The organism is Pseudomonas sp. 7P_10.2_Bac1, from assembly GCF_025465935.1.
Classification (GTDB): domain Bacteria; phylum Pseudomonadota; class Gammaproteobacteria; order Pseudomonadales; family Pseudomonadaceae; genus Aquipseudomonas.
In genome coordinates this window covers 110,030-125,563 of record NZ_JANLNV010000088.1, presented here as the reverse complement: position 1 = coordinate 125,563, position 15,534 = coordinate 110,030, and the positions used below count along the sequence as shown (strand labels likewise).

Sequence of the window (15,534 nt, the reverse complement as noted above, 5' to 3'; positions counted from 1 at the left end):
GATCATGTCTCACACTCTCGACCAGCAACTCAACGAAAAACTGCGCGATGCTCAACTTGCACTTTACCTGGCCCACGCCGTCCCCAATGACCCCACGCTTGAAGAATACGGACTGACCCACACGCTCAAGACCGCAGATGATCTCTACACCCACTGGTTATTGGATGTATTAGTGAGCCAGGCGGTACCGACCAGTCGGGTAGCAAGTGCCATCGCCAGCCTGCAGCAATATATCAATGGCATCTCGATGGGTCTGGAACCAGGCTACGAAATCCAAGGCATGACCAAGACTCAACTTTCCACGTGGCATGACACACTGCATACCTACTCGCTCTGGCATGCCAACCAGCAACTTCGGTATTTTCCCTCAGCCTATTTAAATCCAGAGTTACGCAGCCACAAGACCAGTAGCTTTCAGCAACTTGAAAACGACATCAATCAATGCCGGATTCAATCCAGTAGTATTTTGCCTGCCGTGCAAAGTTATCTGGGCCGATTCGAAGACATTGCCAACCTGACCACGCTTAACGGCTACATTGATGGCAACATCGACTCGCTGGCCGAGAGCACCTATTACTTTGTGGGCAAGTCCAGAGCCGAAAATACCTACTATTGGCGCTCACTGGACATGGCCAAGCGGCTCAAGTACCCCTCGACAGAGGGTATGAGTCATTCAAAACAGGATAGACCCGAAGCCTCTGCCTGGTCTGACTGGCAGAAAGTTCCGTTGCCGGCCTCGGAAAATATCCCGGATCGCAGCGTACGCCCGGTTTTTTTCAATAACCGACTATTTATTATCTGGGCTCAAGTCATAAGACCCACCCCCTCGCTCAGTGAGACAAAACTCTTCTCCGAGTTCAGGTATGACGAAAGTGAACAACAGTACAAAGAACGCCTGGACCCGTTCCTCAAAAGCCGCTTCTCGAAAATCAGCCTGAATTTCATCTATCAAAAATACGATGGCAGTTGGAGCATGCCGCAAGTCTGCTTTGATGAGTACTGTACGCTCAAAGTCAATGCAGCCGGAATCAATGCCGCCACCACCACCATTGCCACGTTGGACTCTTCAACCCGTCCCCCTTCTTTGTTCCTGGGGCTGCACATTGAGAACGGCGAAGGTTCCTGGGATAAAACGTCTACCGAGTTGAACCGCGGTTTTTACCAGGCTGCTCGGCTCGACGTGCAGTTCGGCATTCAGCAACTTTACTCCCATGGAACCCCGCAAGATTTTATTCCCTATCCAGAAAACAAGAGACTGGCCCAACGCTACGGAGCAATTTTTGCAATACATAACAAGCTGAATTTTAATTTTCACGCTCCAGAAAGCCAACTCTCAGCCATTGAAAATTTCGTAAACACCCCCCTTGAAACTCTGCCGAGTCTATGGGACTACGACAATAAGCAAAGCCATATAAAAAACTTCACAGAAACCAGTGAATTACGATTCAATAAAACCACCAGCTCACTTGAAATCAAGTCCACCATAGAAAAAGCCTTCCCGAAACATCAAACCCTTCATTTCAACTCAAACAACGGCACTGATAAGCTCGGCATTACACTGATAGTCTCTTTCGGCTCCACCAACCAAAATGCCATCCAGTTGTACAAAGGCTCTTCGTTAACACTGACGCAACAGGAGCCCGTCGCTGCGAAAGTTAAAAAAATCACGCTTACAAACACGAGAACCAAGCAGACATTTGAGATTTCCTTAATTGATGCTAACGACATCCACCTAGAAGGCAAACCCATCACACTCAATTTAGAAAAAATAGCAATAAACCAAGACTCATTTATAAATTTATTCAACTCTTACACCGACCCGCACGCCATCAGCGTTGAAATGACTTCTACTGAGTCAGATACCCCCACACTCTATTTATATTTTGAAAATTTAAATGCCTCCGCTTATAACCGCACCTACAAACACATCATTCTTATCCCACGAGATAAACAGGCTAGCCCACCGCTCAGCATTGATCGTAAAACCACGGTAATTATTGGAGAGTCCGGTGCGTCACGCCGATACTTGGAAAACACCTCACTGGAACTCAGACCTGAACATTCCATTACGGCTCACGTACAAATTGATCCCGTATCAATGCGACCAAGTGATGAAACCCGTCAGCCAGCGCCCACTTCGTTCGAGCAAAATAAAATCACCCTGCTGCATGGTGTTGTGACACTTGAAGTCGAGATAGAGAGTTCCAAGACCTTCCTGCTGGGATATGCACTCAAGGCACTCGACTTCACGCTGGACAATAACACTAAAACCATTATTCCTCTGGCACCTAAACTCACTCGTGTTGCGTCAAATTTCAGCAGTGCTGCGGAATGTATCGACTTCAGCGGTTCAATGATTGACTACAGTGATGGCTCACCTTCAAAAGTACCCCGCCAACCTGTTCGCATGAACACCGGCTTTGCCGAAACGCTCACTAAAGCAGCCAGCGTCAGCCTCGAGACGCTATTTACCTTGCCCCAAAAAGAATGGTCTGAACCCCCGCTAAAAAAAGACGATAACCAGACTTACCCCTTGGACTTTCATGGTGCGCACGGAAAGTATTACTGGGAACTATTTCTGTACCTGCCTTGGCTGATCGCCTATCGCTTGAACATGGAACAGCGCTATGCAGAGGCGCAAAAGTGGATGCATTACCTGTTCAACCCGGGTCACAAAGCTGGCATTAACGCTGAAACTTCCGAGTTCTGGCTACTTAAAGCCCTGACAGTCCCGATCAGTGAACCCAGTTATGCCCGCGACAACCCTAATGATCCCGATCAGATTGCCTTGAGTTCGCCCGTTCATTTTCGCCAGGCCCTCTACCAGCTGTATCTGGATATTCTGATCAATCGGGGCGATGCGGCTTACCGGCAGATGACCGCCGACAGTCTGGCAGAAGCCAAGCTCTGGTATATCCGCGCCAAACGTCTGCTCGGCCCACGACCGGTACTCACCTCAATTGCCCCCTGGACCCGTATCACCCTTGAAAAACTCAGCGCAGAAGTCTCCAGTGAGCTGCGGCGAATGGATACACATACCAGCCAACAGGAAGGGGCACGGCGTGCGCCCAGCGTAAGCCCGACACGCGATAATCAATCACCACTCACCGCTGACACCCCTTACCTGCGCCGCCCTCTTAATCCGGGCCTGACGGCACGCTGGGACAAAATCGACAGTCGATTGCACAACCTGCGCCATCATCTGGACCTCGCGGGTAAACCCTTGCAACTCGCTTTGTTTGCCACTGCGCTGCCCCCTCTGGCGCTGCTATCCAGAGCCGCTCAAGGGGGCAACTATGGTCAGGTGAGGCCCTTGCCCGCGCAATCGGTTCTGGCCGGTCATTATCGTTTTCAGGTGATGCAGGCCCAGGCCATGCTGGCTGTCGAAAACTTGATTCAATTCGGTAGCACCCTGCTGTCACTGTTTGAACGCAAAGAGCAGACAGAACAGATGGCACAGCAATATGCGCACGCCTGGGACCTGAGCACCATGACCGTGGAGCATCAGGCGCAAATACTGCTTGTCGATGACAAAAACCTTTCTGCCTTGCAAGCAGGCCGCAGGGTTGTCGAAGCCCGCGTCAACTACTTCGAGAAACAATTACTGGAAGGCATCAACCCGGGGGAAGCCCGGGCCAGCCGAGAGTATCAGGACAGCGCCCGATTGGAAGTCGGGGCCTATGCCGCCCAGGCCGCTGCCGGTGTGGTCATGATGCTGCCGAACATTTTCGGTACATCCAATGGCGGCATGCGCCTCGAAGGGGCTTTGCATGCCGTGCAGGCGACCATCCAGAGTGCCTCCCACGAAAAGCGCTCCAGCGCCTTGCACCTTGACCGTACCGAGCAATTCAACCGTCGCAACCAGGAATGGGGGCACGCACTAGAGCAAGCGCGGCTGGAGCTCAACCAGATCGATGCGCAACTGGAAATCTATGCCGAGCAAAGCAGAGTCTCGCGCTTGCAACTAAGGCAAACTGAAACCGCTTTGGCGCAGGCCAAAACGAGTTACGAGATTCTCAGCAAACGCTTTTGCAACGCTCAGCTCTACCAATGGCTCAACAGCCAACTGTCGACGTTTTACTTTCAGGCCTTTGATATCACCCACTCATTGTGCATGAGTGCTCAAGCATGCTGGCAGTATGAACAGGCTAACTGGGACCGCAGCTTTATTCAAAACACCCAATGGAACAACCAATATCGGGGCCTGGTAGCGGGCGAAGCGTTAAAGCTAAATCTGCTGAACATGAGCACGGCTTACTTGCAACACAACAAACGAGGGCTGGAAATCAGTAAAACCGTGTCGTTGCGTCAACTGTTCGAAAAAGACCCCAAATCCACGGTGAACAAAGAGTGGGCAACCATGAAAGAGAGTCTGCTTAGAGACGGCCGGGTAGACTTTGAACTGACTCAGGATATGTTTGAGGCCGATTATCCGGGGCACTATCTGCGGCGGATCAAAAGCATCAGTGTGTCGCTACCTGCAACGCTGGGGCCTTATGAGGACATCAGGGCGACACTGACACAGAATGCCAACACCATCCAGTATTCCAAACCAACGGACCCACCCATCAAGGACCAACGCGTCAAAGAAGAAATCGCCCTCTCGACCGGTTTGAATGACAGCGGGCTCTTTACCCTCAATTTCGATCACGACGACCGCTACTTGCCCTTCGAGTACACCGGTGCCGTGTCCCAGTGGCGACTGACCTTTCCGAACCATGTCAATCAGGCTGCCCTGCTCCAGTCATTGACCGACGTTATCGTGCATGTGCGCTACACCGCGAAAAGCCTGGGAGGTCAAGCATGACCAGCCAACCCGGTCATCACGAAGTGATCACCCCCGCCCTGCCCAAGGGCGGCGGAGCCATCCAGAGTATCGGCACGGGTTGGGGCGCCGTAGGCATGACGGGGCAGGCATCGTTCGACATCCCTCTGCCGTTGTCCCCGGGTCGCGCCTATACACCGTCATTGAGCCTCAGTTACCGCAGCACGCTGGGCAATGGCCCCTTTGGCATGGGCTGGGGTTTGTCCGTCGCAGCCATTGTTCGCAATACCCTAAAGGGCGTCCCGTCTTATACCGAACAGGATGGTTTCATCAGCGCATCCGGGGAAGAAATTCACCCCCAGCGCAACGCGCAAGGGGCGCTGATCTCCAGCAGCGTCACCGAGTACAACGGCGTCAAACTCAGCGTGCCGCATACGGTAGTGCGTTATTTTCCGCGGGTCGAAAGCACTTTTGATCGTATCGAGCACTGGTCGTCGCACACCGACGCAGCAGGTTTCTGGCTGGTCCAGGGCGCGGACGGCACAGTTCACTTCTATGGCAAAACCCATGAAGCCCGCTGTACCGATCCCAATGCGCGGGAACATGTCGCGCAATGGCTGCTTCAGGAAAGCCTTAGCCCCCACGGCGAACACATTTACTACCAGTACAAAAGTGAGCCTGACACCCCGCATAACAGCCAACCCCGCGACTTCCGGGCCCAGCGTTATCTGGCACGGGTCTGCTACGCCAATCTCAAGGCGCTCGGCAATTTGATGCTCTGGACCCGCGATGCTGCGCCTGACAGACAATGGCACTTCGAACTGCTGCTGGACTATGGCGAACGCGCAACCGAACTGACAGCACAGCCCACCTACGCTGAGCACAAACCATGGTTATCGCGCCAAGACCCGTTCTTCAGTTATGCGTACGGTTTTGAACTCGGCAGCCAACGACTCTGTCAGCAAATACTCATGTTCCATTACTTTGCCGACGAACCGGAAATGGGCCCGGCCCCGGTGCTGGTCCGACGCCTTGTGCTGCAATACCAGCTCACCGAAACCGGCTGCAACCTGCTGCAAACCGTGCACAGCCAAGCCTATGACGCCTCTGGCAAGGCAGCGGATTGGCCGCCGCTGGAACTGAGATACAGCCCTTTTGTGCTGACAGCCAAACCGGAAAAATTCCGGCCTTTCGACGCATTGCAGGTATCTGCCAGCGAACAAGGCTATCAATTGGTGGACTTGTACAACGACGGCCTGCCGGGCGTATTGAGCCGCAGCGAGAAAAATTGGACGTACTGTGAGCCACTCAGGGCATCACCCTCCATGGGGCGGGACGCGGTGATTTACGGCCCGCAGCAACCATTGCCACGCGTCCCGCTTGCCAACACCAGGCAACCCACCCTGCAAGCACTGAGCGATCTGAATGGCGACGACCGACTGGACTGGGTGCTCGCCCAGCCGGGCATGAGTGGTTTCTTCACCCTAAACAGCGACCGAAGCTGGTCCGGCTTTGCGCCGTTTGCAGCGTTGCCCCAGGAGTTTTTTCATCCCGCAGGCCAACTGGCTGATTTGATGGGTAACGGTATTGAAGACCTTGCCCTGATCGGCAGCCAGAGCGTTCGGCTGTATATCAATCAAGGTACCGCCGGCTTCACAGCGGGCCAGCAGGTCGAGCGCGAACCAGGTTATGACGCACTGCCGCAGCCGGGTCGCTCGAGTACCGAGCTGGTTGCGTTCAGTGATGTGCTGGGCAGCGGGCAACAGCATCTGATCCGTATCCGCCATGACCAGATCACCTGCTGGCCAAACCTGGGACGCGGGCGTTTCGGCCAGGGCTTTGTGTTCGCCAGCCTGCCGTTCACCTATTCCTCGTTCGATCCGTCGCGAGTATTACTGGCAGACCTGGATGGCTCGGGGGCCGTCGACCTGTTGTACCTCGAAGCCGACCATGTGCTGATTTTCATGAGCCGTTTTGGCAATGGCCTGGTATCGCCTCCCGTGCGCTTGCAATGGCCCGAAGGCGTGCGCCATGACCGTTTCTGTCAGGTCAGCACGGCCGACCTGCAAGGCCTTGGCTGCTCCAGCCTGGTGTTGACTACGACGCATCCAACACTGCGCCATTGGCGGTACGACTTTGTCAGTCAAAAACCCTACTTGCTCACCGGAACCCGCAACAACATGGGCGCAACGGCAACCCTCAAGTACCGCAGCAGCGCTCAGGAATGGCTGGATGAAAAGCGTGAACGCCGACTGGCGAATAAGCCCGTGGTCAGCGGTCTGCCATTTGCCCTGCATGTGGTCAGCCAGCAACAGCAGCATGACTTGATCAGCAATAACCGGATGACTCAGCGATTCCAGTACCGCGAAGGTTTTTATGACAGCCGAGAACGCTCATTTCAGGGCTTCGGTCTGTTGCTTCAGACGGACACGCACACCCTGCCCGGTAAACCTGTAGAGGCCGGACACAGCGACGCGTTGCTGCACAAGTCATGGTTTCACACCGGCAAACACATCGACATGCCGTGCACGGATTACAACGAGCAGGACAAAAACGCCAAAGCGCCCGGCCTGACGCTACTCAGCCGTCTGGACGCCAATGGCCCGCAAGACACACTGATCAGTACCCCTCCTTCGGACGCGGTGGCGAGGGAAATGAAAAAGGCCCTCAGCGGTGCGTTGCTCCGTGAAGAGATCTACGCGGCCGATGATCCAGCGGCTTCAGCCGTGCCCTACAAGGTCAATCAGCAACGCTATATGGTGCGCCTGCTGGAGCCTGCGGGTTGCCTGTTGCTGCCCATCGAGTCGATGGCTTGGCGCTACGAGCGCGAAGCGCATGATCCGGCCTGCAGCCATACCCTCAACCTGCGCGTAGACGCCTATGGCAGCCTGGAGCAGGCTGTTGCGGTCAATTATGCGCGCCGTAAACTTGTCACCGATCCCCCGCCGTTCAGCGACCCGCATCAGCAAACCTGGTGGCGCGATACCCACGATTCAGCGCAACAGGCCTACTACCTCACAGAAACCCGCGCCCAGGCCATCCACCTGACCAACTCTCAGCGTTGGCGCCTGGGCCTGCCCTATCGACAGCGCAGCAACGCCCTGGTGCTGCCCAAAGGTAAAGGCGCACACACACTGGACCCTGAACGCATCAGTTATGAGCACTTCATTGCAAGTACCGCAGACAGCCCGTTAGGTAGCAGTGCCCCACGCGTGCTGGCGGGTATGTCCGTGCAGTATTACTGCCTGGAACAAAGCACCCGCCCCTTGCCCGCTGGCCAGGCCAGTTTTCAGGCCCTGGGCCATCACAGCGAGCATGCGGAACTGGATGATCAGGCGCTGGCCGTCTATGACGATGTGCCGACAATGCCTGGGGCAGAACCCTTTGATCTGGCTGCCACATTGACCAAGGCACACTACTACCCCATGACCACGTTCCTGCCAGACCCTGAACCTGACGTTCCCGGGCAACCGGCCAAAACCCGCTTGTGGGCACTCAAGCAAGGCTTTGCGACTTACGCCAACCTCGACAACTTTTTCCGGGCCAACCATTTTCGCGCCACAGAAGACCATGGTGTCACCCTGGTGGAGCATGACCGCTATCACTGTCTGATCACTTCAGTGAAGACCGCAGACGGCTGCACGACTCTGGCCAAACATGACTATCGCTGTCTCTTGCCGATTCAAATCACTGACCCGCAGGGCAACATCCAGCAGGCCCTCTATAACGCTTTTGGCCAATTGCTGGCGACCAGCGTGCACGGCCATGAAGACGGCAAGCCGGTGGGATTTGACCCATTGGCTAACTATGTCCGCCCCCAAGATGACAGTCCGCAGGCAGCCATTGCGGACCCCGCCAAGGCCCTGCAGAAAGCCGCCAGTGCGTGCTTCTATCAGCCATTCAACTGGATGAAAAACGGCAAGCCTGTGCATGTGGCGGTGCTGCAGGCCGATCGTTACCCTACAAGCCCCGACAGCGCCGACTTGATCATTCGTATCAGTGTGGCGTGCAGTGACGGGTTCGGACGGGTCTTGCAAAACAAGCAACTGAGCACGCCAGGGGTGGCTTATCAGGTAGACGATACCGGCGCCCTGACTCTGGGCAGCGACGCTAAACCGCTAAGCCTGCACAGTGACAAGCGTTGGCGAGTCAGCGGCCGGGTCGAGTACAACAACAAAGGGCTGGCCGTTCGTCAGTACCAGCCGTACTTTGCCAATCAACACTGCTACGTGAATGACGTGTCGCTGCGCGCCAGCGGATACAGCGATCAACTGTTCTACGATCCATTGGGTCGGGTGACTAAAACGCTGCATGCCAACGGTGATTTCAGCCGCCAGACCTATTGCACCTGGTACACCATCAGCGAAGACGAAAACGATACCTACGTGCCTGATGCCACGCAGTCCTGACGCTTACCCGGCTGGGATCAATCGCCTTCAATGACTGTGTTGATGCAACGAAGACATAACGTCATCCGGTACTGGCCGGGTCTATCCGCTCAGCTTGAGTGCCTCGCGATGCGGTATCAATCGCGAGGCTCTCAGCCTTCAGCGCCCGTTAACGTCGATCAGAATTGCGGATGCAACGGGATTTCACCCGAGCTAAACGCGAATTTAATTGATAGCGTCCTTATAAAACGCGCACGCTAGAGGGCTTGGTAACTCTTTGTATCATTCTGAATGATATTAACCTTCGCTGGGTTCGATTCGTGCCCCGGCGCGAGCGACAGCATTATCCGCCCATCTCAATAGATTGGCGGACTCCCCCTCATGGAACAGTCACTGAAACATTTGCGCTTCCCACTCGCAGCTTTGGCGATCGTGGTGATGAGCGCATGCGGTAAAACTCCACAAGCGACTGCTCCAGCACCTGCTGCAAAAGTCAGTGTGGCTAAAGTGCTTGAGCAACCGGTTAACGAGTGGGACGAGTTCACCGGTCGCCTTGAAGCACCCGAAACCGTCGAAATCCGGCCTCGTGTGTCGGGCCAGATCGATCAAGTGGCCTTTACGGAAGGTGCCTTGGTCAAGAAAGGCGATCTGTTGTTCCAGATTGACCCGCGCCCATTCCAGGCGGCCGTCCGCCAGCTTGAAGCCGAACTCCAGCAAGCCCGCGCCAACGCCACCCGCAGTGAGAACGAAGCCCAGCGCGGCGAGCGTCTGCGCCAGAGCAATGCGATCTCCGCTGAATTGGCCGATTCGCGCACCACGGCGTCCCAGGCCGCACGCGCTGCGGTCGCGGCCATTCAGGCCCAACTCGACCTGGCCAAGCTCAACCTGAGTTTTACCCGCGTGACCTCGCCCATCACGGGCCGCGTCAGCCGCGCCGAAATCACCGCAGGCAACATCGTGACGGCTGATGTCACACCGCTGACCAGCGTGGTATCTACCGACAAGGTGTACGCCTACTTCGACGCCGACGAGCGCGTATTCCTCAAGTACAACCAGTTGGCCCGTGATGGCAAGCGTGGTCAGACCACACCGGTTTACCTCGGTTTGTCCAACGAGGAAGGTAATCCGCACTTGGGCCAGATGAACTTCGTCGACAACCAGGTCAACCCTAAAACCGGCACCATTCGCGGTCGTGCGGTGTTTGACAACAGCGACGGCAGCTTCACGCCGGGCCTGTATGCACGCCTCAAACTGGTCGGTAGCGGCACCTACGAAGCCGTGCTGATCAATGACGAAGCCGTGGGCACTGACCTGGGCAAGAAATTCGTCCTGGTGATGGATGGCAATAACAACACCACCTACCGAGCCATTGACCTGGGGCCAAAAATCGAAGGCTTGCGCATTGTGCGCAGCGGTCTGAACAAAGACGACACCATCATCGTCAAGGGCCTGCAACGGGTGCGTCCTGGTTCGCCTGTGACCCCTGAAGTGATCCCGATGGCCAGCGAACAAACCCTCGCCGCACTGGCGCAACAACGACACGCCCTGGAAGCCAGCAACCTGCCACCTGCAACGCCCGCAGCCTCTGCGGCGAAGCTGGCCAGTGTCGCGACTCCTCGTGGTTAAGGGACGACAACTCCGATGAATTTTTCCCAGTTCTTCATTCAACGGCCGATTTTCGCGGCCGTACTTTCGCTGTTGATTCTAATTGCGGGCGGCATTTCGCTGTTCCAGTTACCCATCAGCGAATACCCGGAAGTGGTGCCGCCCACGGTGGTGGTGCGCGCCAACTTCCCGGGTGCCAACCCTAAAGTAATCGGTGAAACCGTCGCCGCGCCGCTGGAGCAAGCCATCACGGGTGTCGAAAACATGTTGTACATGTCTTCGCAATCCACCGCCGACGGCAAACTCACACTGACCATCACCTTCGCCCTGGGCACTGACCTGGACAACGCGCAGGTGCAGGTGCAAAACCGCGTGACAAGGACCGAGCCCAAGTTGCCCGAGGAAGTGACGCGGATCGGTATCACCGTGGACAAGGCCTCGCCTGACCTGACCATGGTGGTGCACTTGACCTCCCCGGATCAGCGCTACGACATGCTCTACCTGTCCAACTACGCGATCCTCAATATCAAGGATGAGCTGGCCCGCCTGGGCGGTGTAGGTGACGTGCAGTTGTTCGGCATGGGCGACTATTCGCTACGCGTGTGGCTTGATCCGAACAAAACCGCTTCGCGCAACCTGACCGCCACTGACGTGGTCAACGCCATCCGCGAGCAGAACCGTCAGGTCGCTGCCGGTGCCTTGGGTGCGCCGCCTGCCCCGAACGCCACCAGCTTCCAGCTGTCAGTGAACACTCAGGGCCGCCTGGTCACCGAGGAAGAGTTCGAGAACATCATCATTCGCGCAGGTGACGACGGTGAAATCACCCGTTTGAAAGACATCGCCCGGGTTGAGCTGGGATCGAGCCAGTACGCCTTGCGTTCCTTGCTCAACAACCAGCCAGCGGTCGCGATCCCGATCTTCCAGCGTCCAGGCTCCAACGCCATCGACATCTCGAACGAAGTTCGGGCGAAGATGGACGAGTTGAAGAAGAGCTTTCCGCAGGGCATGGACTACAGCATCGTGTATGACCCGACGATCTTCGTCCGTGGCTCTATCGAGGCGGTGATTCACACCCTGTTTGAAGCCTTGGTGCTTGTGGTACTGGTGGTGATCCTGTTCCTGCAGACCTGGCGTGCCTCGATCATTCCGCTGGCAGCCGTGCCGGTGTCGTTGATCGGCACCTTCGCCGTGATGCACATGTTCGGCTTCTCGCTCAACGCCCTGTCGCTGTTCGGTCTGGTGTTGGCCATCGGTATCGTGGTCGACGACGCGATCGTGGTGGTGGAAAACGTCGAGCGAAACATTGAGTTGGGTCTAAAACCGGTCGAAGCGACCAAGCGCGCCATGCGCGAAGTGACTGGCCCGATCATCGCGACGGCGCTGGTACTGTGCGCGGTGTTCGTGCCAGCCGCGTTCATCTCCGGGCTGACCGGGCAGTTCTATAAACAGTTCGCGTTGACCATTGCGATATCGACGGTGATTTCGGCCTTCAACTCGCTGACCTTGTCGCCAGCGTTGGCTGCGGTGTTGCTCAGAGGTCACGACGCGCCCAAGGACCGCTTCTCCAAAGTACTGGACAAGCTGTTGGGTGGCTGGTTGTTCCGTCCGTTCAACCGCTTCTTCGAGCGCGCCAGCCATGGCTATGTAGGCACTGTGGCGCGGGTCATCCGCAGCAGCAGTATTGCGTTGCTGGTGTACGCAGGCCTGATGGTGCTGACCTTTTTCGGTTTCGCCCACACGCCAACCGGTTTTGTACCGGGCCAGGACAAGCAATACCTGGTGGCCTTTGCACAACTGCCGGATGCCGCAAGCCTTGACCGCACCGAAGACGTGATCAAGCGCATGTCTGATTTCGCCCTCAAGCAACCGGGCGTTGCCAACTCGATCGCCTTCCCTGGCCTGTCGATCAACGGCTTCACCAACAGCCCCAACAGCGGCATCGTGTTTGTGGCCTTGAAAGACTTTGACCAGCGTAAAGACCCGAGCCAGTCAGCCGCGGCCATTGCTGCCACGCTCAATGCCAAGTTTGCCGGTATCGAAGAAGCCTACATTGCGATCTTCCCGCCACCGCCGGTACAAGGTTTGGGCACCATTGGTGGCTTCCGCCTGCAAGTCGAGGACCGCGGTGGCCTGGGGTATGACGCGCTCTATAAAGAAGTGCAGAACGTCATCGCCAAAAGCCGCAACGTGCCAGAATTGACCGGCCTGTTCACCAGTTACACCGTGAACGTGCCACAGGTGGATGCAGCGATCGACCGCGACAAAGCCAAGACTCACGGCGTAGCCGTCAGCGATATCTTCGACACCCTGCAGGTGTACCTGGGTTCGTTGTATGCCAACGACTTCAACCGCTTCGGTCGCACCTATCAAGTCAACGTTCAGGCCGAGCAGCAGTTCCGCCTGGAGCCGGACCAGATCGGCCAGTTGAAAGTACGTAACAACAAAGGCGAGATGATCCCGCTGGCGACCTTCATCAAGGTCAGCGATACCTCCGGGCCTGATCGCGTAATGCACTACAACGGCTTCATCACTGCTGAAATCAACGGTGCCGCTGCACCTGGCTACAGCTCCGGCCAGGCCGAAGCCGCCATCGACAAGTTGCTCAAGGAAGAACTGCCCAACGGCATGACCTACGAATGGACCGACCTGACCTACCAGCAGATTCTGTCTGGCAACACTGCGCTGTTCGTGTTCCCGTTGTGCGTGTTGCTGGCCTTCCTGGTACTGGCAGCTCAATACGAAAGCTGGAGCCTGCCACTGGCGGTGATCCTGATCGTACCGATGACCTTGTTGTCGGCCATTACCGGGGTGATTGCGACGGGGGGTGACAACAACATCTTCACCCAGATCGGCTTGATCGTACTGGTAGGACTGGCGTGCAAAAACGCGATTCTGATCGTCGAATTTGCCAAGGACAAACAAGCCGAGGGCCTGAGCCCGCTGGCTGCGGTTCTGGAAGCCTGCCGCCTGCGTCTGCGGCCGATCCTGATGACCTCCATCGCCTTCATCATGGGCGTGGTGCCGCTGGTGCTGTCCACTGGCGCGGGTGCTGAAATGCGCCATGCGATGGGTGTAGCGGTGTTCTCCGGGATGCTCGGGGTGACCTTCTTCGGCCTGCTTTTGACGCCTGTGTTTTATGTGCTGATCCGTAACTTTGTTGAGCGCAGCGAAGCGCGCAAAGCGGCGCGGCACCTCAAGTTGGAGTCGCAACAATGAGCCTGAAAGTTTTCCTCCCCAGCCTTCTGGTGCTGGCCCTGAGTGCTTGCGCGGTTGGCCCGGACTATAAAACCCCGGCTACCGAGCCTGCCCACATCAGCGCCGAGAACCTCAAGGGCTTTGACCGGGCGCACTTTGAAGGGATCTGGTGGCAGCAGTTTGACGACCCGACCCTGAACAAACTGGTTACCCAGTCGTTGGCAGGCAACCGTGAATTGCGCGTGGCCTTCGCCCGTCTGCGGGCTGCCCGTGCGATTCGCGATGATGTCAGCACCGAAACCATGCCGACCATCACCAGCCGTGCCAGCAGTGACATCGGCAAGGGCCAGGTCCCGGGCACCACTGAAAAGCGTGTCAACAGTGAGCGCTACGATTTGGGGCTGGACATGGCTTGGGAAGTCGACCTGTTCGGGCGCATTCAGCGCGAGCTGGAAGCCAGCAATGCCGACGAACAAGCCGCTGCTGCTGACCTGTATCAGTTGCAAGTGACCATGATTGCCGAGTTGGTGGATGCTTACGGCGAACTGCGCGGCGCGCAATTACGTGAAGCGATCGCCCTGGAGAACCTCAAGAACCAGCAGGACTCCAAGGCCATCACTGTCAGCCTGCGGGATGCCGGCGTCGGTGACGAACTGGACGTAGTGCGCGCTGATGCCCGGCTTGCGGCAGTTGAGGCCAGCGTGCCGCAACTGCAGGCCGAGCAAGTGCGCGAGCGCAATCGCATCGCAACCTTGCTGGGCGAGCGCCCGGAAAGCCTGAGCGTCGACCTGAGCCCGGCCAAGTTGCCAGCCATCGCCAAGGCCTTGAACATCGGCAACCCTGGCGACCTGCTGCAGCGTCGCCCGGATATTTTGAGTGCCGAGCGCAAGCTGGCCGCTGCTACGGCCCGTATCGGTGTAGCCAAGGCGGACCTGTTCCCGCGGGTCAGCCTCAGCGGTTTCCTGGGCTTTACCGCCGGGCGTGGCTCACAGATTGGCTCGTCCGCCGCCAATGCCTGGGCCCTTGGCCCGAGCATTACCTGGCCTGCGTTCAACCTAGGCAGCGTGCGGGCCCGCTTGCGCGGTGCAGACGCCGAGGCCGATGGCGCACTGGCTAACTACGAGCAGCAAGTCTTGCTGGCGCTGGAAGAGTCAGAAAACGCCTTCAGTGATTACGGTAAACGCCAGCAACGTTTGGTCTCGTTGATTCGTCAAAGTGAGGCCAGCCGCACGGCTGCTGATCTAGCGGCGATTCGCTACCGCGAGGGCACAGTTGATTTTCTGGTGTTACTCGACGCTCAACGTGAGCGCCTGGCGGCAGAAGACAGCCAGGCCCAGGCCGAAGTGGACCAGTTCCGCGGCATAGTCGCGATCTACAAAGCCTTGGGTGGTGGCTGGCAAGCCGACACCGTCGCCAGTACGCAGTGATTTAAAGCGCTCCTTTGGTTGGTCGCATCCAACCAATTTTTGCCCCGTGTTCATTCGGTCACGGGGCTTTTTTTTGCCTCGGCATGTGCGCCTGGATCAAAAGCCAGATCAAAAGATCGCCATACAAGCTCGATGCTGCAGTGGGCTGGTGGTG

Annotated in this window: 5 protein-coding genes; all 5 read left to right on the top strand. The window is 56.9% G+C overall.

What is annotated here, in order from left to right:
* The first annotated feature begins 4 nt into the window (after window positions 1-4).
* The 5 genes from NTD86_RS20975 to NTD86_RS20955 all read left to right on the top strand — a co-directional run bounded on the left by NTD86_RS20975 (window position 5) and on the right by NTD86_RS20955 (window position 15,380).
* On the top strand, window positions 5-4,807 hold the full coding sequence (locus tag NTD86_RS20975; protein ID WP_262205154.1) for a neuraminidase-like domain-containing protein: 4,803 nt from the start codon (window positions 5-7) through the stop codon (window positions 4,805-4,807).
* Window positions 4,804-9,174: a SpvB/TcaC N-terminal domain-containing protein gene (locus tag NTD86_RS20970; RefSeq protein WP_262205153.1), complete on the top strand. Its 4,371-nt coding sequence runs from the start codon at window positions 4,804-4,806 to the stop codon at window positions 9,172-9,174. The genes NTD86_RS20975 and NTD86_RS20970 overlap by 4 nt, the downstream gene beginning before the upstream one ends.
* A gap of 360 nt (window positions 9,175-9,534) precedes the next feature.
* Window positions 9,535-10,779 (top strand): multidrug efflux RND transporter periplasmic adaptor subunit MexE, encoded by a 1,245-nt coding sequence (mexE, locus tag NTD86_RS20965; protein WP_262205152.1) that lies wholly within the window; start codon window positions 9,535-9,537, stop codon window positions 10,777-10,779.
* Between the two features lie 15 nt (window positions 10,780-10,794).
* Window positions 10,795-13,974: an efflux RND transporter permease subunit gene (locus tag NTD86_RS20960; protein WP_262205151.1), complete on the top strand. Its 3,180-nt coding sequence runs from the start codon at window positions 10,795-10,797 to the stop codon at window positions 13,972-13,974.
* Window positions 13,971-15,380: an efflux transporter outer membrane subunit gene (locus NTD86_RS20955; protein ID WP_262205149.1), complete on the top strand. Its 1,410-nt coding sequence runs from the start codon at window positions 13,971-13,973 to the stop codon at window positions 15,378-15,380. The genes NTD86_RS20960 and NTD86_RS20955 overlap by 4 nt, the downstream gene beginning before the upstream one ends.
* Window positions 15,381-15,534: the final 154 nt, after the last annotated feature.

Bases quoted from the DNA above. Each gene is read 5' to 3' on its own strand.
- NTD86_RS20975 (WP_262205154.1), top strand. From the start codon at position 5: ATGTCTCACACTCTCGACCAGCAACTCAACGAAAAACTGCGCGATGCT.
- NTD86_RS20970 (WP_262205153.1), top strand. From the start codon at position 4,804: ATGACCAGCCAACCCGGTCATCACGAAGTGATCACCCCCGCCCTGCCC.
- mexE (WP_262205152.1), top strand. From the start codon at position 9,535: ATGGAACAGTCACTGAAACATTTGCGCTTCCCACTCGCAGCTTTGGCG.
- NTD86_RS20960 (WP_262205151.1), top strand. From the start codon at position 10,795: ATGAATTTTTCCCAGTTCTTCATTCAACGGCCGATTTTCGCGGCCGTA.
- NTD86_RS20955 (WP_262205149.1), top strand. From the start codon at position 13,971: ATGAGCCTGAAAGTTTTCCTCCCCAGCCTTCTGGTGCTGGCCCTGAGT.